The 20,263-nt window shown below is 57.8% G+C and carries 14 protein-coding genes; 9 read left to right on the forward strand and 5 right to left on the reverse strand.

Features of this window, described 5'->3' with window-relative positions:
- Positions 1 to 183 (forward strand): phosphoenolpyruvate carboxylase (locus HKN37_17655; protein ID NNE48482.1); only part of this gene is annotated, 183 nt, incomplete at its 5' end.
- 8 nt (positions 184 to 191) lie between these two features.
- Here HKN37_17655 and HKN37_17660 read toward each other — a convergent pair.
- Positions 192 to 851, reverse strand: coding sequence for a hypothetical protein (locus tag HKN37_17660; protein ID NNE48483.1), 660 nt, complete (start codon positions 849 to 851; stop codon positions 192 to 194).
- Between the two features lie 133 nt (positions 852 to 984).
- Entirely contained in the window at positions 985 to 3,123 is a 2,139-nt protein-coding gene (locus HKN37_17665) for a type II/IV secretion system protein (protein NNE48484.1), read from the reverse strand.
- 552 nt (positions 3,124 to 3,675) lie between these two features.
- Between HKN37_17665 and HKN37_17670 the strand changes: the two genes are divergently transcribed.
- Both HKN37_17670 and HKN37_17675 read left to right on the forward strand, forming a co-directional pair.
- Positions 3,676 to 4,113 carry a hypothetical protein gene (locus HKN37_17670; protein ID NNE48485.1) on the forward strand — a complete coding sequence of 146 codons (438 nt, stop codon included), beginning with the start codon at positions 3,676 to 3,678 and terminating at the stop codon, positions 4,111 to 4,113.
- A gap of 279 nt (positions 4,114 to 4,392) precedes the next feature.
- A complete protein-coding gene (locus tag HKN37_17675; GenBank protein ID NNE48486.1) occupies positions 4,393 to 12,192 on the forward strand; it encodes a T9SS type A sorting domain-containing protein in 7,800 nt (2,599 codons plus the stop codon).
- Positions 12,193 to 12,443: 251 nt separating this feature from the next.
- On the opposite strand, the gene HKN37_17680 is transcribed toward HKN37_17675, so the two are convergent.
- Positions 12,444 to 13,463, reverse strand: a complete 1,020-nt coding sequence (locus HKN37_17680; GenBank protein ID NNE48487.1) for an acryloyl-CoA reductase — start codon at positions 13,461 to 13,463, stop codon at positions 12,444 to 12,446.
- Between the two features lie 110 nt (positions 13,464 to 13,573).
- Between HKN37_17680 and HKN37_17685 the strand changes: the two genes are divergently transcribed.
- Positions 13,574 to 14,290, forward strand: coding sequence for an energy transducer TonB (locus tag HKN37_17685; protein ID NNE48488.1), 717 nt, complete (start codon positions 13,574 to 13,576; stop codon positions 14,288 to 14,290).
- Between the two features lies 1 nt (position 14,291).
- On the opposite strand, the gene HKN37_17690 is transcribed toward HKN37_17685, so the two are convergent.
- Together HKN37_17690 and HKN37_17695 are read right to left on the reverse strand one after the other, a co-directional pair.
- Positions 14,292 to 15,407, reverse strand: a complete 1,116-nt coding sequence (locus HKN37_17690) for a hypothetical protein (protein ID NNE48489.1) — start codon at positions 15,405 to 15,407, stop codon at positions 14,292 to 14,294.
- A 92-nt stretch (positions 15,408 to 15,499) separates the two neighbouring features.
- Positions 15,500 to 16,045 (reverse strand): NUDIX hydrolase, encoded by a 546-nt coding sequence (locus tag HKN37_17695; GenBank protein ID NNE48490.1) that lies wholly within the window; start codon positions 16,043 to 16,045, stop codon positions 15,500 to 15,502.
- A 171-nt stretch (positions 16,046 to 16,216) separates the two neighbouring features.
- On the opposite strand from HKN37_17695, the gene hppD reads away from it, so the two are divergent.
- The 5 genes from hppD (at position 16,217) to HKN37_17720 (ending at position 20,263) form a co-directional block, all read left to right on the forward strand.
- On the forward strand, positions 16,217 to 17,353 hold the full coding sequence (gene hppD / locus HKN37_17700; GenBank protein NNE48491.1) for a 4-hydroxyphenylpyruvate dioxygenase: 1,137 nt from the start codon (positions 16,217 to 16,219) through the stop codon (positions 17,351 to 17,353).
- Between the two features lie 29 nt (positions 17,354 to 17,382).
- The gene (locus tag HKN37_17705) at positions 17,383 to 18,573 is read left to right on the forward strand and encodes a homogentisate 1,2-dioxygenase (protein ID NNE48492.1); all 1,191 of its coding nucleotides are present in this window, start codon (positions 17,383 to 17,385) and stop codon (positions 18,571 to 18,573) included.
- 156 nt (positions 18,574 to 18,729) lie between these two features.
- Positions 18,730 to 19,170 carry an Rrf2 family transcriptional regulator gene (locus HKN37_17710; protein ID NNE48493.1) on the forward strand — a complete coding sequence of 147 codons (441 nt, stop codon included), beginning with the start codon at positions 18,730 to 18,732 and terminating at the stop codon, positions 19,168 to 19,170.
- Positions 19,171 to 19,302: 132 nt separating this feature from the next.
- A complete protein-coding gene (locus tag HKN37_17715) occupies positions 19,303 to 19,758 on the forward strand; it encodes an Rrf2 family transcriptional regulator (protein NNE48494.1) in 456 nt (151 codons plus the stop codon).
- Between the two features lie 19 nt (positions 19,759 to 19,777).
- Entirely contained in the window at positions 19,778 to 20,263 is a 486-nt protein-coding gene (locus tag HKN37_17720) for a cytochrome c (GenBank protein NNE48495.1), read from the forward strand.

Raw genomic sequence — 20,263 nt, forward strand, 5'->3', positions numbered from 1 at the left:
AATAACGAGGTGATCAGCAATTCGATTCGCCTCAGAAACCCGTTTACCGACGTCCTAAATCTGTTACAGATCGATTTGATTCGACGCTACAGAGCGGCAGAGTCGGAAGACGTCGATCCTGTTCGGCGAGCGCTTTTTCTCAGCATCAACGGCATCGCAGCCGCCATGCAGAGCACGGGCTAACCAGTCAGTTACGCGGCGCGCCTGAATCCTTTCCTCTCCTCCATGATATCTCGAAGAGGATCGAGCGGCACGAGCCGGACGTTTGGTTCAAAGACGCGATTGGAGGTCGTCCCTTCACCCTTGGACAGAAGCACCGGCAGGACGCGATCAAGAACATAATCGATCGAATTTGCCGCTGCGTAGTGAAGAACGAATGATCGACTCGACAAGCGTGACAGGAAACTGTTCACCTCCATGCGGGTGGGGTCCGAACACGCAAACAGCATCCGACCCTGCTCACCGTCTCCGGCATCCTCGAAGCCGATCGGAAGAATGCGGAGTCGAGACATCGTCTCCCACTCTTTCCTATTGAACCGACTCGTCACACCACGGACGACGGCGATAACATCCGAGACAGAAATCCCCACTTCATCGAACCCGTAAGTGCGAGCGGCCAGAGCGTAGATCGCCTCACGGCCGGCTCGCTGGCGGTTTGCCAGAAATCTCCAGAACCGTGTGCCCTTCGACGTCGGCTCGGCAACGAATGCATCCCACTCCGCGATGATCTGTTCCCGGCTTACGATACCGTCCGAAAAGGCAGCACGAACAACACGGTCGCGAAAGGCAGCGGACGAAATGGTTGGATCTGAGGCGTCGCCATCGGGGACGCGTCGTTCAGGTTCTGACATGGGATCGGCTGGATGGTGGCGATAAGGCGTATTCCCGGCCAGCAAACGCGGCTTTTCGAAAGTCGGGTTGCCAGTTAGTCGGGATATCGGTCCGAATTCGACCGCATTAAGCACGTCCGCTAGAAATTCCGCACTAGTCGGTCGTACCCGTTACGCGGATCATCTCTTCGACCGACGTCTCTCCCTTCATGACAATCTGTTTTGCCGAGTCCCTGAGAGAGCGCATCCCTTCCGAACGGGCCGTGTCCCGCAGTCCCTCCTCGTCGATCATCTCACCAGCGGCAAGTATCTTCTTCCTGATCATGTTGGTAAACGGAAGCGTCTCCGCTATCGCGCGCCGACCCTTGTAGCCCTGACCGCCGCAGAGGTGACAGTCTGTCCCGAAGTCGGCCGTGTAGAACGTGATCTCTTTTGACTCTTCTTCCGAAAATCCGAGGTACGACAGCAGTTCGGGATCGACGTCCTTGGCCTCGATCTTGCAATCCGGACAGAGGTTGCGAAGCAACCGTTGAGCAACGACGATGTTGATGGCATAGGCGATCAAGAAAGGCTCGATGCCCATCTTGTAGAGACGACTCACAGCGCTCACGGCATCGTTCGTATGCAGCGTGGAGAACGTCAGGTGGCCCGTATTTGCGAGCTTGATTGCCAGTTCAGCCGTCTGCCGATCTCGCATCTCACCGACCATCACGATGTCGGGGTCATGGCGAAGGATGGAGCGGAGCGCTCCTTCCATATTCAGCCTGCTATTGAGTTTGATCTGTCGCACGCCCTTGATAAGGTATTCCACCGGATCCTCAACAGTGAGGACGTTGACCTTGGGGGTGACGACCTGGTGCAGTGCGGCAACAAGAGTGGTACTCTTTCCCGACCCCGTCGGGCCCGTGAGAATCACCATCCCAAACGGCTGGCGAATGGCATGGTCGAATCGCTGCAACGAATCGTCCAGCATGCCGAGCTTCGACAGGTCCGTAAGCACCTTGCGGTCATCTAGCACACGGATCACGATGCTCTCTGCGTTGACACCCGGGCGATGCGACGCGACCGGTAGAATTGAAACCCGGAATCGAATGATCGCGTCCGCAATGCGTCTCTGTATCGAACCGTCCTGGGCTGTGTCCCTCTCAAAGCGGTCAACGTTGTGCGAGTTGTCCTTCACAACGGCGAGGAAGGCTTCCGGGTGGATACGTTCCTCCAGATGCCAACGTGTCAGTTCACCATCAACCCGGAAGTTGATTTCAATCTGGCCATCGGGATTCGGGAAGATGTGAATGTCGGAAGCGCCCTTCTTTACCGCTTCGATCAGCGTGGCCTCGAAGAGGTTGATGAGCGACGATCGGTTGATCTCCGCTTCGAGAGCTTCCTCATCTATGAGCTGAGACTCCTCCTCGTAGTTGTAGCTGGATCCGAGATCGTAGATGAGCGGATCTTCGTTCAGCCGATCGAGATACTCATTCTTGGAGAGGAATCCTTCTGTAATCAGTTCGCCGATGAACGACTCGGATGTATATCGCAGCTCGAAACGACGTAGCCGAAGCTTCTGAAGCAGTCGGTGTACCTCAGGTCGAGTCGGATCGTGTGTGGCGAATATCCAGCGGATTTCGCCGGTACGCGGTTCGGAGAACTGCGCGATCGGGATCACGAACAACTCGATCATTCGATCGAGGTGGGGGCCATCGAACTGTTCCGCGATAGCTTCTATGAACGCCAGCGCCTCTTTGTACGACGTCTTCGCTTCCTTGAACGCGTAGACGTCTGCAGCCTCACGGTATATCTGCTCCCGATCGACCCGGGGATCGAGTGTAATGACACGCCACAGCGGGACCTTGTAACCCTCAGAGTGCAGTCGCTTCCATTCGTCCAGGCTGTCATTCAGCTGGTCGTCAGACAGAAGCTCTTTCTTGATAAGCCGGAGCACGACGCGATCGGCGATACGTCGACCGTTGGCGAGTGTCGTCTCCTCCTCGATTTCAATGACGTTGCCGTGGGCATCGATGGGGCCGACGAAATCACCGGACTCCGATTCGTCATCGACATCATCCTCGCCACCGACAACCTCTTGATCAACGCCGTTGTCAACGCCGTCGGAGGCATCCGATACTTCAGCTATGCGAGAAACGTCGACAGCGATTTCAGGTCCGGACAAGACTACCGGGTCCCGGTCCACGGCGAAAATCTTGCCGGTAGTGTGGGGTTGCGGCGCTACCTCACTGTCGAGCGAACCCTGCGAACCGGTACCTTCAAAAAAGCCCCGATCCAGATCGGATCCCATGATGCCGGCAGCGTCGCCAAGATCCTGTTTGCCAACGTCCTCCGTTGCACGCCCCTCTGAACCGGCGTCAACGCTATCCGCGTCGCCGTTTGAGCGACCCGGAACATTCGCAGGTTCCTCCTCCGCGCCTGAAACATCCTCAGGGCCATCGTCGTCCAGCAAGCTCGTGATCTTGCCGATCTGAGCCCTTATGTCGAATTTCTTCGGAGAGCTGGCTTTCATGAATCAGGTGGATGCGACGGTTTGGGGGCGGACTTCAGGCGATGTTCAGAAACGCGACTTTCGGAGCCAGGCGACGCGAGCGACAGAGCGGTTCTGCACCTGAACAAACTCCATTCTAGTACAAGTGAGTCGTGAGACGATTCAGACTACGTTTCTGTATCGACCGCATGAACGGCCAATTAAGTCGTTTTGCGATCTGGCCGGGCCGATTTGCAGGTATCGAGACACACGGCCCAACCCGAGTCCCACGTCTTTATAATGCGTCCTCGGTGCCGATACCACCTTTTAGAGCCGCACGCCGCGGCGGATAACCACCATACCTGGACCGAAATGGAGAGCATTGTCGTCGAAGCCATCCGGCAGCTACCTGCGCTTGCGCTTGCAGTCCTCGCCTTTTACTTCTACCGTTCCGCCAAACGAGCATCAGCCTTTGAGTCGGAATCGCAGGCTCTGCCTGATGGACTCATGGAACGATTGGATTCCTTCGAATCAATCGCGAACCAGCTTGAGCTGGAATTGCAGCGAGTCAGTACTCGCATTGAGACCAGCGAGGGTCAGCTAGACAAAATGGAAGAGGAGAACGAGGCCATTCGTTCGCAGCTCTCGAATCAGAAGATGGCGCTCAAGGAGTTTGGGCGCGTCTTGTCCAAGACCTCTGAACAGACCTACACCGAATTCAATTCGTATGAGGAGAGATTCGGCACTATAGAGAAGTCACTGTCGGAGCGTGGAATGCTGGGCGATGACAAGAGGTCAGCAGCAGCCTGAATGTGCCCGTAGCAAGTCGAATGAAGAGCCGGGGCGGCATGCTGTCCCGGCTCTTTGTTTTTTTGAGGCCGCCACTGGTCAGAGACGCTCGCCGCGCACGTCACCTTCGCAACAAGTCACTGTTGCGACCTCCCTCCTCCACCGTCCTTCAGGCGTCTTCGCCGGAAATGCTGACGACCACGCGCTCAAGCCGACGACGAACTGAACGTTTCGACAAAGTCGTCGAGTTCCTACCTTGTGGTCTGCCCCAGACTCTCATACCACTCTTGGTGCTTCCAAATGCGCGCGCGATATCGACTTCTGACGATCGTTCTGACGTTGATAACGTTTTCGCTGTCCCACGCGCAAGACACTGAGCCACCCTCTGTTTCCGGCACGCCGACCATTGAACCCGCCAATATCGACCTCTCCCAAGGCGATCAGACCGTAGTGGTAACATTCACCGGACTCGACAACGACTCCGGCATCCTTCAAGTGTTCGGTAGCTTTAAGAACGCTCAGGCAAGCAGAGGATTCTTTACTGGTTCCCTCCAGTCTGGAACCGCGCAGAACGGTGTTTGGAAGGGGGAAGCCATTGTGCCCGCCCGCAGCCTCGACGGAGTGTACGACCTTTCTCTCACGGTCATCGACGCCTCCGGCAACAACGCCGTAGTGGTATTCCCCGACGCTCTCACGATAACCGGGGGCGACCAAACCCCGCCTGAACTCATCAGTGTGTTGTCCGTGAGTCCAGACACGATTTTCATCCCGGACAACGTGATGCCCGGAGACGTCGACACCGTGGTGGTCATGGCAGAGGTCGCCGACGGTGGCGTTGGCGTGAGAGAAGTCCTTGCTCAACTATTGGATGAGGGGGGAATTCCCCTCTTGGCCGGGTTGTGCGAACTTGATAGCGGGGACGCGAACTCTGGAACCTGGAGGTGCGAGGCACTCGTATTCCTTGCTCAGTTCAACATGCCCACTTCGCCGAAACGATTCTCGCTCTCGATGTTCATCGAGGACAAAGCCTTTAACAACGCCACCGTTGAGACCGACTTTGATATCGTCCTCGCACGGGGCAAGAGCCCTGTCGCCTTCCGGGTCGATATGCGTAGGATGGAGCGCGTTGGCCTTTTCGAGAGAGGCGATTTTTTTCTAGATGACAGAATGGGCCTCTATGTCGACGTCTTCAACGGCCCCGAAGCTGGTCAATACGAGCTGGATGACGTCCTTTTTGACTCAGTCTGGTCGGCCAGCGTGCCGGTCACGCCGATGAACGGACTGCAGTATGCGTTCGCAATCGACCCGGATGGTGATGGTCAGAACCTGGGTGACTGGGTCTACGAACGACCCGGCAACCCGCGAATCGTTGACATCGTTGAATTGGGCGAGTTAGATCCGGTCCCTTTCGACGACCTACCCGTCGGTGGCGAGGATCTCAATTTTGCGGCCCGAGTGACCCGAAACCTACCGTCTGGCCAGTCTGATCCGTTGGTTTTTGACCGCGATACGGCGGAAACCCTCTTGACTCTGTCGTTCGGGTCTGTCTCCACACCGGCACTCATTTCCGTGCGCCGGTTTACGGAGGATCCCGGTGGCTCGGCTCCATCCGGAATCGCCACAATTTCGTCCGGCCAGCGATGGGTTGTGAATATCGTGCCAAGCGCAAACAACGATCAGGCAACGGTCGCAATCGGATTCGACGGCCTCGGAGGAATCGCGGATCCGGCATCCCTGAAACTGCTTCGAAGGGACGATCCACTAGGTGGTTGGGACAACCTCAATACGACCATCGACGCTGGATCTGCGGTGGCTTCCGCCGCGTCAACAAACCCATCGGGCGAGTTCACTCTGGGTTCGTCGTCAACATCGAACACGCTCATCCCGGACCTGCCGGGTCTCGCGACCCTCCCAAATCCTGCAGACGGCGACATGTCCGTTGACATCGCAACCGGCCTTTCGTGGACACCGGCTCCCAACGCACGCTCGCACGATCTCTACTTGTGGCGTGAAGACTTTGGCGAGCAGGATGTACCCCTTGCCACGTATCTGGTGCAACCAAACTTCATCCCTCCCCCGTTTTGGATAGAGCGCGGAGAGACTTACGTCTGGTACGTCGTGTCGCGGAATCTGGATGGCACGGTGGTCGGACCTCGATGGACGTTCGGTACCGAGCTGGAGCCAGATCTGGCACTTTCGGACGTTGTTGTTCCCACTGAGGGCTTCTCGGGCCGCGAGATAGAGTTGCAGTGGACAGTTACGAACATCTCAGACGTGCCAACAAATGTTTCGTCTTGGACCGATGTAATCAACTTCTCGGACGATCCATCATTTGTGCTCAATTCTCAGACCATTGGCCTAGTCACGAATCCAGCCGCGCTGGGACCCGGGGAGCAGTACGTCCAAACGTCCACGGTCCGTCTTCCAGACACGGTGTCAGGCACTAACTACCTTCAGATCGCAGCAAACGGCTACGGAATCCAGCGAGAGGAAGACGAAACGAACAACGCACAGGTCTTCCCTATCGAGGTCGCACGATCGGCGACTCCAGACCTCGTTGTTTCTGAAATCACAATTCCGGCAAATGCGTTCTCCGGCGGACAGATTGAGGTCGAGTGGACCATCACGAACGACGGGGAGGGTGATGCCTCTTCAGAGTTTGGCTGGAATGACTTTTTGTATCTGACCGATGACCCAGACGGAACCCTCAGTTTCGACCAGATCGCCGCACGAGCCCATCGCACTGACCCCCTGGCCGCAGGTGAGTCGTACACGCTGATTGAGGCCATCGCGCTGCCAGCCCGGGCATCCGGCCAGTGGTACGTCGTGGCTCAGACAAACGACAATGCGAGCGTTTTCGAGGGCGACGCGTCCGGGAACAACCTCACTGTATCCGATCCCATCCAGGTGACTCTTTCTCCACCGCCGGACCTCATGCCGACGTCGATAGTCGGCCCGACGGAAGTCGGCGCGGGCGACGAGATCTTCGTCGAATGGTCGGTCACGAATCGCGGACCCGGTACCGTAACGGGTGTCTGGAATGATCGGCTTAATTTGGTAGCTGAAGGCGAACCTGACAGTCCAATCCTGCTCGCAACCGTTCGACGTCGTGGTCCGATTGAGCCCGATAGTTCATACGGTGCCAGCGCGACGGCCACTGTGCCCGATGGGCTGGGTGGTGCCTACGTTCTTCGGGTCGAAGCGGATTGGGCAGATTCGGTCTTTGAGCACACGTTTGAGGACAACAACGCTGCAGACCTGGCGATCAATGTTCAACGTCCTCCATATCCCGACCTCGCAGTCGTCTCCTTTGAGCATGACCAGAACGGAGAGGCCGGGAGCGACGTCCTGGTGCGCTGGTCCGTCAAGAACGAAGGTGACGGCTCACTCGATGGAAGCTGGACGGACCGGATCTATCTGTCGGAGCGTGCGGCTTTCGACTCGACTGCCTTTCCACTGGCACCGAGCCCGGTTCGGCAGGAGTTGCCCCAGGCCAGCACGTACGATCACTCGCAAAACGTAGCACTGCCTGCCGAAATGGCTGGCGACCTGTTCCTGCATATCGTCACCGACGACGATCGATCCGTGTTCGAATTCCCTGACGACACCACAAACAACGTGCAGACAAGTGCCCTCGCGGTGGCGCCATATCCGCCGGTGGACGTCCTCGTGGCCAGGGTTTCCAGTCCAAATCAGGCACGCGCCGGAGAAACGATTCGCGTCGAGTGGTCAGTAGAGAACGCCGGTGAGGCGGCTCCGCCAAGCCCCATCTGGGACGACGTGCTGTATCTCTCGTCGGACGGCAATCTCGATCCCAGCTCAGATGCCGTTCTCGGCCGATTCAGACGTGCGGAGGGACTTGCCCCGGGCGGCTCGTATCGCCGAAGTGCCGTCGTGGAAATCCCGCCCGCAGCCTCAGGCGTGCTTAATTTGCTAGTGCATGCCGAGGTTCCAGATTCGGACGAGAGCAATAACGTGGGAATCGGCGGAAACGCAATCGACATTTCTGACGCCGCTGCAGCTGACCTGCGCGTTGCCGGCATCGAAGGCCCGACAACGGCGGTGGCCGGACAACCAATTACGCTGACGATCACGGTCGCAAACGACGGGCCTGAGACCGCCCCGGCGGATTGGACCGATGCGATTTACGTGTCCTCCGACCGGACGCTTCAAATCGGAGATTTCATAGTCGCCAGTCGCCAAACGACAGGCCCGCTCGCCGTTGGCGAACAGTACGAGTTCGAACTCGAGATGGCCATGCCGCCGTTCCGGTCCGGCACCCAGTTCCTCCTTGTCTCGCTCGATGATGGTGGAACTGTGTTCGAGGGCGTGAACGAAGACAACAATTCCCGGGTTCACGAAATTTCACTCACACTGGCTCCACCATCGGATCTCGTGGTTTCCGATGTCGAAGTCCCCGAGACGGCGATCCCCGGACAAGAAACCACCATAGTGTGGACGCTCACGAATCAAGGCAGCAATCCGGCAATGGGCTGGCTCCGTGATGCCGTTTACGTTTCTTCAGATGAGACATGGCACGTGGACGATCCGCTGATTGGCACCGAGGACCAATTTATCGATCTAGCTCCGGGCTCCTCGCAGGTTTTTGTCAGCAAAGTCGATCTGTCAACGACGCTCGAGTTGGACGCCCAGGGTGATGTCACGGCGTCCCTTCCCGGCGTCACATCTGGCGCATACTACGCGATCGTTCGCGCCGACATCCTGAACAGTATTCGGGAGACGGCGGATGACAACAACACCACTGCTTCGACGAATACTGTTAGGGTAGATGTGGAAGTTCTCGAGTTGGATGGGTCGGTGTCCGGAACGCTGCTCCCGGGCCAGTCGCGTTACTACAAGATTGATATTCCGGCAGGTACAGAGACGATCGAGTTGGGGCTCGATGCCTCCGATGACAACTCGAGCAACGAGTTGTACGTACGTGACGGATCAATACCCACAAGAACGGTCTCCGACGCCAGTTTCGCCGAGCCGTTTGCGTCCAGTTTCGACCTCGCGGTTCCGACCTCGTTTGGTCATACTGCGCAGTACGTATTGCTTTTCGGCCGGGACGGTTCGGACGAGGGAACCGACTACACGCTCTCGGCAAAAGCACTTCAGTATGAACTAGACGCCATCGACCTCGATCGAGGTGGCGAGGGCGGAGACGTGACTCTTCGGATGTCGGGCGCGGCGCTTGGTGAACGTCTGCGCGCGTATCTAGAGAACGATATGATCAGCATCCGTGCAGACCGCGTCGTGCGGGCGAGTACGTCGGAGGCTTACGCCACCTTCGACCTCCGCGACGTGCCCCTCGGAGCATACGACGTCATCCTGGAGAAGGACGAGTCATCGCTGGAGCTCGGGGTGGATTCGACGCAGATCGTCAGGATTGATACTCTGATTTCGAGGTCGATCCTCCCACTCGCGTTTAGTGTTGTGCCTAAGGTGGCGCCCGGCCCGGTGGTCGATATCGGGGTCCCCGAAGTGGTGCTCGTGGATTCTGAGTTCAGGGTTGTGCTCGAGGTTACGAATCACGGTAATGTCGACATGATGAGCCCACTCGTCTTCTTTATGACGGATCCGGCGACATACGCCAATTTCGATGTGGATGAGCAGCCAATTGCCGGATACAAACGGATCCTGATGACGGGAGAAGCCCCTGTTGCAGGCATGCTCAGACCCGGTCAAACTAGTAGCGTGCTGGTGAACGTCGTAGCTCCTTTGACCAGCGGACCGCTCAAGGTCTATGCTGGCCTCGCCCGCTTATCAGGTCAACCTTTTGATCTCATAACGGAGCTTGACGACGCACATCTTAACGGCCCGGATCAGAAATGGGCGCCTGCCGTCGTCGAACTGCTGCACGAACTACACGGCGCCGGCTGGCGCGACTATGAACGGAGACTTGCCGAAACTGCTTCACAACTCTCAGAGTCGAGCATTATTGAACAGGATGGATTGAGCCTCCTGCTGCACATTCTTCGCGACATTCTCCAATCGCAAGAGGCGCCGGAGTGGGCTGACATCACCGAGCAAAGCGCCCCGCTGGAGGATCTGTCGAAGAACTATTCTGTCGCCGACCCATGCACCGCCGTCAATATTCTCCCGCTCCCACTTCCGGGTCTAGACTGCGGTGCTATCCAGACTGTTGGCGACGAGCTCACGCTGAAGTGCGTCGCTGCCGGAATAAATGCTCCGGGTGTTTGTGGTGGAACCCACGGCGCCATGCACCTGCTTCACTTTCTCGACGGAGATGGATCGCCAATTGTCTACGACAACAACTCTCCGCTGGCAGCGAAGTTGCGGTCGCACCCCGGACAGAGGAGTTTTGCAGACATCCACAAGAAGGTCTCAGAAGAACTTCAGGACAAGCTCAAGGATCGTATTCGCAACCTAAGTTGTGAGAATGTCGGTGACCTCGAAGACGAAGACCTCATTTCGGCGGGCGAACTGGGTATCGACGTGCCCAAGCCGAAGACGTACACGGACAGCCAATGCGTGCAAGTGCCGTTTTATGACCCGAGCAAAGGCCTTCCGACACAGGACCAGATCAATCTTGAGCAACCCGGTTGTGATCTCGTCACCGCCTTTGGCGGGTTTCAGTCCGCAGGAGCCTACCTGGCGAACCTGAGAGTCAGGTCGATGCGAGACCCTGGAGGCCGACGGTGCGACAAGCCCGGTTGTACTGTCGTTTGGGAAGCTACCCTGGTCTACAAGTTCGGCGACAATTACGAATTCGATGCAGGCGACGCAGCCTTGTCGGATTTCGACCGGCGTGCCCGAAACCTTCAGCTCTGTGGTGATGCTAAGCCGTTCCGAACCGAGGTCCTGTTGCACGAGCCCGTCGGCGGAATCGTGCGCATACCGCCGAAACGAAAGGACTGCCCGAAACCACCTGAACTGCCGCCGTTCCTCTTTAAGCCACCACCCATCATCCCGGTCATCACATCGTTCGACCCCAACGACATCGTCGGGCCCGCCGGCGCGGGCGACGAGCGATGGGTCTCGGTGTCGGAAACCCTCCCTTACACAATCCGATTCGAGAATGACGCCGAACTCGCAACCGCGCCCGCTCACGTCGTAACAATCGAGCAGATCCTGCCAGACTCAACCATCGACACGCGATCGTTCAAGTTGGGCGAGTTCGGGTTCGGGGATTTGACATTTCAGCCGCCACAGAACACGGCCGCGTATTCCGAGCGACTGGATCTGAGTGATTCACTTGGGATCCTGCTCGACGTTGACGCCGGATTGGATGTAGAAACCGGACGTGTGTTCTGGGTGTTGCGCACGCTCGATCCCGCAACCGGTCGAGTTCACACGAATCCGCTCGCCGGATTCCTCCCGGTGAACGACAGCCAGGGTAGCGGCGAAGGCTTTGTCTCGTACACGGTCCGGCCCAACCCAAAGGCAACCACCGGCGACATCATCCTGGCGAATGCCGAGATCGTATTCGACCGTAACGAAGCGATTAGAACGCCGGAAGTCTTCAACACGATCGACGCAGGCCTGCCTGAGAGCCACGTAGTTGAGGTGCCTGCGCGCGTCGACACGACCACGTTCGAACTGACGTTCGAGGGCCACGACGATCCGGGCGGCTCGGGCGTGGAGCTATTCGACCTCTACGTGTCGAAGGATGGCGGGGCATTCGAACTCCACGGCGAAGATCTTGCATCCTCCGGACTCCTGTTCAACGCCGAGCAGGATCATCGGTACAGCTTCTATACGCTGACTTCCGACCGTGCGGGCAATCGCGAGCCGGCGGCGTCGAAAGTCGGTCGGTTGGTGATCGTTGGGACCGAAGAAGAATCTGAGATCCCTGAGGAGTTTTCGCTCGACCAGAACTACCCGAATCCGTTCAATCCGAGTACCACAGTGCCGTACGCGTTATCGGAGAGCGCAGATGTCGAACTCGAGGTGTTCAATGCACTTGGCCAGCGCGTTCTGCGATACAAGATGGATGCGCTGCGCGCCGGTTCACACAAGCTACGAGTCGACCTCAAGTCGCTTGCCAGCGGTGTCTACTTCTATCGTATCGAAGCGACGAACTTCGGGCGGGTTCTGTTCAGAGACACGCGCAAGATGGTTCTGGTGAAATGATGTTTTCGCCGAAGACCACTTCGTTGAAAAAGAGCATGATCTTGGACCTCATGATGAAAAAATCAGACCTAGCGATCCAGACATGGTCCATAATCAGGCCGAAGATCCTGCCACCAGGACCTCATGGCCACACTATGCGGTGAGCGGGAGGGCTATCTTCGCCATACGAGTGACCCACGGATGCAGGAGGCATCTCCCTGGGACCGGTAAGGCATCTCTTCGCAACAGGTCCTGACTGCGACCTCCGTCCGCTACGCGTCTTCGCCGAAAATGCTGACAACGGTTCGACCTGTGATCCGTCCAGCGAGCATCTCTTCGCACACTTCCGACACATCCTGGAGTTTCACCATCCGAACCGTCTGAAGCACGTCGTTACTCGGCACGATACCGGCGATTCGTTCCCAGGCAGATGTACGCAGAGGCGGTGGACATGTATTTGAGTCAATCCCGACCAGGCTCACGCCTCGCAGGATAAACGGATACACGGTACTCTCGAACTCAGCCCCGCCAACCAGTCCACATAAAGCGACCACTCCGTGTCGCTTGATCTGACTAAGAATCGCTGACAACGTCGACCCGCCGACACTGTCAATTGCTGCAGCCCAGGATCCGGTATCCAGCGGACGCGCCGCACCTGCCGAAAGAATGCCCCGGTCGATGATCGTCGATGCACCAAGACGACGCAGATACGCGTGAGCGTCTGGCTTACCTGTCGATGCGACCACCGCATATCCGAGCCCGGCGAGAATCAGGATCGCCATACTGCCGACCCCACCGGTCGCGCCCGTCACGACGACCTCGCCATCTGATGGGCCGATGCCCTTCGATTCAATCGACTTCACTGCCAGCATCGCCGTGAGGCCGGCGGTCCCGAAAGCCATCGCCATCCGCAAATCAAGGCCCGCCGGTACGGGCACCAGCCATTCGGACCGAACGCGCTGGTACTCGGTGTATCCACCCCAGGAGCTCTCACCCAGACCCCAGCCCGTCGCAATGACTTCGTCCCCGGGTGTGAACAAACGGCTGTCCGATTCGACAACGGTTCCTGCGAGGTCAATCCCGGGGACGAACGGAAACTCACCCCGGATGATCTTGCCGCGCCCGGTCACGGCCAGTGCATCTTTGTAGTTGAGGCTGCTATACGCCACATTGACAAGGACGTCTCCCCTGTTGGGTATGGAGGCGATGGGGACGCTCTCAATCGATGCCGAAGTCCTACCGTCCTGTTGAGTGAGAACAAGACATCGCGTTTTGGTCGGTACAGCTGTCAATGCGGCGGCGGTGTAGGTTACAGTTCAAATCTAAGGAACTTGCGGATTGTCCCGGCAGGGCATTGGTTAGCAACATTTGTTTCACCTGGACGTGAACAAAGTAAGACCGTGTGTCACAATCGTCATTCGAGACGCCGGTGACCCGTACCGACAGAACACGCCCGGACAACCTGCAGCGTCACGCTGTACGAGAAAACGAGTATCGTAGCCTCGCCCTCGTGTCTCTGGCGCTAAGTCTCCTGGCGATAACCGTCTTGTTCAAGATCCCGCTCGGAGCACCGGATACGCGTGTCGGCTGGGCTCCGTCGTCGACAACCGATCCCATCGAATTCAGCGCCAGCCGCGGGGTGCGGGCGACCCGCATGGAAGGCGGAATTGCAACCACCATGGACGGCCCGCAACCGAATCGTCCGGCGAGTACTGATGGGGGCGAGACCGTCGAGCCGGAGGCCGAGCGGTCGAAGGCCGTCGCAGCAACTCCAATGCAAGCCCGGGAGACGATCTTCGACCACGTGGAGTCGCCTCCGGCCATCCGGGGGGGACTCGGTGCCTACTACATCAACATAGAGTATCCCCCGGAGGCGATCGAGCGCCAGATCGAGGGCCGCCTCGTGCTACGATTCGTTGTGGGTACCGACGGCCAGCCCAGCGACGTCGTCGTCATGAAGTCACTGCATCCACTTTGCGATTCGGCCGCAGTGCGGGCCCTGAGACGCACGAGGTTTGTCGTGGGACGCCAGAATGGAAAGAAAGTGGCGGTCAGAATGCAGCTTCCGGTCCGCTTCAGGCTTGTGGGCCCGGGCCAGCGGAGCGAGGACGGAACGTGACTCAGCCTGCTTCGCCCGAGCCGTCTGTGCTTTCATCCGGGGAGCGAGGGTGCATGTCGTTCAGACGAAGTTGGTCACCGTCGATCCTTCCTTCCCAACGATCAGCACCGCGCTCGTTCGACTTCGTCCTTCTGAACACGGCACCGCTGCCGTCTTCCTTCACCTCCAGCAGCCCACCGATCCGGTACCAGCGCTGACGCAGAAAGGTGCCGCCCCACGTGATCTCCATCTCAATTACGTAGCGTCGCTCACTCTCAATGAACTGCCAGGAGTCCAGGTACACATACGTGCGGGTCGGGCCGAAGAACGATGTGAGGCGGCGTAGAACCTCGACAGCCGCTTGCTCGACGAACGACCCGACCTCCAACTCCCGGATTTCGCGCGGCTTCTTGCGAACAACCTTCTCGTCGTTGGCGACACGCGTCTCGTCACCGCCGAGACCTACGTACAGATCAAATCTGACAACCGCCTCGCTCTCCTCAAGAAGCGCCGACCTCAAGTAGTAGTTGAAGTCGCGGTAGTTCTCGAGACGTGCAAGGTTGAATCGACCGCGCGTCCGTCTGAACGGGATCCGGACTCCTTCATCTTCATGACCATCCACATAGGCGAGCCAGTAGCCGGACACCTCTCTCGATTCAATCTCCTGCCATGAATCAGCCTGCCACGCTTTTCTTTCGACGGCAAGAGTGACGGAGTATGACCCTTGCTCAACATCGCCATTCTGCGGATAGTCGAGATCGTGACGTGCTTCGATGCGCTTTGGCGAGGCGAGAAATCCCTTCTGCTCGCAAACGTTCATCCCGTCAAAGCGGCCGCATACTTCGACCAGAACGGGCTCCTCACTGGCTAGAGCTCGGTCGGGAACCGGAAGAATCAACTCCGGCCCGCTGTACAGCGTGTCGAACGTCGCGTTGAACAAGTTGAGGGTCGTAACCGGTCGCTCGACCGAATCGACTTTGCCCCATGCGTTCACCCTGGCAAACCGCACGTCGACCCGAACCGTGTCCCAACCCAGCCGCTCCAGAGACAGCTCCGACACCACGTACGGATTATGCTCCGTACACGAGACCAGAAGAACAGATCCTACCAGTAAGAACGAGGTGGCAATAATGCGCATGGGCGGCGTCGCGATCACGGACATGGACCAGATACAGGAACGTAGGATTCGACCCGTTGTTGCGCGGACTCATGCCGCCGGTAGCCGCCGGTCTACAGCGTTATGGCGCCATTGAGAAAGGCCAGCAACAGGGCGGCGTGGTGGACGCCGTGTACAAACTCGTCACTGGCAATCAGTTGACGCAGCTCCGTGACAGGAAGCGTGAGAACAGAAATAACTTCGTTCTCGTCGGGTCGTGGTGCACGCGCGCGTACGGCCCCCCGGGCCACGACCATGTGCGCACGGTTTGAATGACGACTGGGCTCCGGCGCGCAATCTCCCAGATACTCCCAGTCAGTCGCCTCGTAGCCGGTTTCTTCCATCAGTTCCCTCTTTGCGGCCTCCATGACATCTTCCCCGGGCTCGACCACGCCTGCGGGAAACTCCACGCATACCCGCTCAACACCGTGCCGGTATTGTTGGACCAGAACAACCTCTTCATCGTCCGTAAACGGGAGCACGCAGACCCAGTCGGGATACTCCAGCACATGAAACTCATCAATGATGACGCCGGTCGGAAGCTGCACGCGGTCCTCCCTTACGTCCATCCATTTGCGGCGCAGGAGATACTGGCTGCTCAGGATCTTCCATTTGTCCATCTTTATCGGTATGGCTTGTGAACTATCGTATCTTCGTTTCAAGTTAACGGTCCGCGAAGTCAGGGAACGCGCTTCTTGTACTCAAGTCTAATTTTGGTGCATCCGTCACCTGTCTGGGCCTGAGGAGTGCCCTCTTGCTTCCGCTCATTGTCTCACGAGAATTGACCCGCCATGTCTGAACCATCAACGCTCAACCCCGCTCTGAGCCGGGAGAAGGACGATTTCCTCCCGATCAATGGAACCGACTATGTCGAGTTCTACGTCGGGAATGCCCGGCAGGCCGCACACTTTTACCACACCGCTTTCGGGTTCGACATCATCGGATATCGAGGCCTGGAGACCGGCAGTCGCGAAAAAACCAGCTTCCTCCTCAAGCAGGGAAAAATTCGATTCGTTCTCACGGGATCTCTCGTTCCCGACAGTTTCGTCGCGGAGCACGTCAAGAAGCACGGTGACGGTATCCGGGACATTGCACTGTGGGTGGACGACGCTGCCAGGTCCTTCGAGGAGACCACGCGACGAGGAGCGAAAGCGATTTCCGAACCGAGGACTCTGAAAGACGACGACGGAGAGGTCGTGCTGGCTTCGATCGCGACCTACGGCGATACCATTCATACTTTCGTTGAACGGCACAAGTACAACGGGCTGTTCATGCCGGGCTTCAGAGAATGGTCGAATCCACACTGGGAGACGCACCCTGTTGGCCTTGAGTACGTCGACCACTGTGTGGGCAACGTCGCGCTCGGTGACATGAACAAGTTCGTCGATTTCTACGCGACTGCGATGGGGTTCAAGCAGCTTGTGTCATTTGACGACAAGGACATCTCAACCGACTACACCGCACTGATGTCGAAGGTGATGTCGAACGGAAACGAGCGCATCAAATTCCCTATCAACGAGCCGGCTGCGGGTCGCAAGAAGAGTCAGATCGAAGAGTATCTCGACTTCTATCGCGATGCGGGCGTCCAGCACGTCGCGATGGCCACGAACGACATTCTGAGTGCGGTCAAGCAACTGCGCAGCCGCGGTGTCGAGTTCCTGTATGTGCCCACAACGTACTATGATGAACTGCAGGACAGAGTCGGCAAGATCGACGAGGATATCGATTCACTGAAGGAGCTCGGGATTCTCGTTGACCGCGACGACGAAGGATACCTGCTGCAGATATTTACGCGACCAGTGCAGGATCGTCCTACGGTCTTCTACGAAATCATCCAGCGAAAGGGCGCGAGATCTTTCGGAAAAGGAAATTTCAAGGCGTTGTTCGAGTCTATCGAGCGCGAGCAGGCACTGCGCGGAACACTGTAGATCGATGCAGCACTCCACGAGGTAAATCCATGCCACACTACTTCAGGTTGGGTCAACTGCCCCCCAAGCGTCACACGCAGTTTCGCCGCCCGGACGGGTCTCTCTACAGTGAGGAGGTCATCGGCGCCGAGGGGTTCAGTGGTATTTCTTCCATAGCGTACCACGTCCACCCGCCTACCGTCGTGGAGCGCGTCGAGCCATCGATCCCCAACCCGGTCGAGTATGTCGACGACGCCTTTATTCACCACAGACACATCCTCGGTGACAAGATCGAGTCCAGGGGCGACTGGTTGGACAGCAGAACCTACGTGATGGGCAACGCGGACGTTCGACTTGCTCTTTGCAGTCCGACGGAGCCGACCGGTTATTTCTACAAGAACGCCGTTGCCGACGAAGTCGTGTTTGTGCACGAAGGTGAGGGTATTCTGGAAAGCCCGTTTGGAGTTCTGGAATTCAAGCCGGGCGACTACGTCCATGTGCCTCGCACGGTGACCCACAAATGGACATTTGAGGGAACGACGACTCCGCGTCTTCTCGTGATTGAGAGCTTCTCAGAGGTCCGGACTCCAAGGCGATATCGAAACGAGTTTGGACAACTGCTGGAGCACAGTCCGTTTTGCGAGCGAGACATTCGACCACCGACCGAGCTCGTCACCCACGACGAGCAAGGCGAATTCGAGATCAGAATCGCCAAGCACGGTTTCTATCATCGTCTGTTCTATCGATATCATCCGTTCGACCTCGTGGGGTGGGACGGCTACATGTACCCGTATGCGTTTTCGATTCATGATTTCGAACCGATAACGGGGCGTCTTCACCAGCCCCCACCGGTTCACCAGACGTTTGCGGCGCGCAATTTTGTGATCTGTTCTTTTGTGCCTCGCAAGTACGACTATCACCCGCTGTCTATTCCGGCGCCGTATAGTCACTCAAACATCGACTCCGACGAGGTGTTGTACTACGTCGATGGGGACTTCATGAGTCGAAAGGGAGTTGGCCGCGGCTCCTTTACGCTTCACCCTGGTGGTATTCCGCACGGACCGCATCCGGGCACCGTTGAAGCCTCGATTGGCAAGGAGGGTACGGAAGAGTTGGCGGTGATGGTAGACACCTTCAAGCCGTTGAAACTCACGCGGGCCGCAGTCGCAAATGAGGACAGCGACTACATCCTCTCCTGGAAGCCGGAGGCGCACGAGGGCGTGCCGAGCAACGGGCGATAGGTGCGACAGTTTAGCTGTCGCGTGTGCCGTTGGCGAGATCCGTGGAGTCACGCCGCCGCCGGCAAGAGACGGCCGGCAATGAGAACAGCCTCGCGGAACTCTCGGCCTCCAAGTCCATATCCAGATGTCAGAGTCTGATATCCGGATACCAGTATGTTGTTGTCGAGGGGCTGCGAGTACGGTCTGCGAGCCGCGATTTACATCGCCCAGCATGAGGGTGACGGATATGTCCCGATCCGCAGGGTCAGCGACGACCTCGAAGTCCCCTTTCATTTTCTGACCAAGATTCTGCAGCAACTTAATGGCGCGCTGCTTGTGGAGTCTTTTCGCGGTCCGAAAGGCGGCGTGCGACTTGCCCGGTCGCCCGGTAGCATTTCCCTCAAGGATATCGTCGTGGCACTGGACGGAGACGATCTGTTCTGTGCCTGCGTGCTCGGATTGCCCGGCTGCGGCGACGAGGTCCCCTGTCCGCTGCACGTCGAGTGGTCCAGGGAGCGCGATCGCCTGAGCAATCTGCTTGAATCCACTACCCTGGCCGAGACGGCAAGCCAGATTGTCGCGGGTGGTATCAGAATCGGCGGCGCAAGCAATTCCTGAGGCTCTCGCTGTATTAAAGACAATTTGGTCCGAATTGTGAAGAGTTCGGGGAGCCGACCATTGCAGGTTGCTGCGGACCTCCTTTTGCAGTAAAATCAGATAAAAGAGTCTGAAACCCTTTATTTATCAGAGATGCTGCTTTCGAAGCGTAGTCTGTACGGCATTCGTGCGGCGCTGTTCATGGCCTCACAGCCCGGTTCGGCGTACATCTCGGTACGAGAGATCAGTACACGCCTCGACATTTCGCAGCACTATCTACCGAAAGTACTACAGGACCTTACGAGGGCCGGGATTACCCGATCGCATCGAGGACCTTTGGGGGGCATCGCCCTCACTCGCCCACCGGAGAACATCACGTTGCGCGAGATCATCGTGGCCGTGGAAGGTATTCCGCACCCGGACCAGTGTCCCATCGCGATCGCGGAATGCTCGGCCGAAAATCCCTGCACGTTTTGCCGTCGGTGGAAGGCCGCCCGTGACCGGTGCGGCGACCTCTTCGACGAAACGACGATCGCAGACGTCAATGAAAGCCTTCAGCTTGACTCCTTGACATTGAGCGCGACCCAAACGTCCATGACATCATCTTAAACACAACTCCTGGCGGATAATGACATCTTTTGGAACCACCATCTATTCGGCGATGTGCCTTGCGCTCCTCGTCTTCATCGGAGCGTGCGGAGGCAAGGAGACGGAATCGTCTTCGGCAGCAGCGCCCGGCAGCGATCTCACTGCGTTTCAGCTCGAGCACGGTATCGGGCCGGTAACAGAGGTGATGACCCTGACATCGATCGACGAAGCACTCGCCGACTCCGGCGCCGCATTATTCAACACAAAGTGTGCGGCCTGTCACAAACTTGACGAACGGTATGTGGGACCCGCCCTCCGGGAAATCACCCTGCGAAGGAGTCCGGCCTACATCGTGAATATGATCGTCAACCCCGACGAGATGATCAAAACACACCCCGAAGCGAGACAACTCCTCGCCGAGTACATGACCATGATGCCAAATCAGAATATCACCATGGCAGATGCTCGAGCCCTGCTGGAGTATCTGCGTCGGTCGGGCTCCGCGAGCCCTGAAACCGCTCCGTGA

Source organism: Rhodothermales bacterium, assembly GCA_013002345.1.
Classification (GTDB): Bacteria; Bacteroidota; Rhodothermia; order Rhodothermales; family JABDKH01; genus JABDKH01.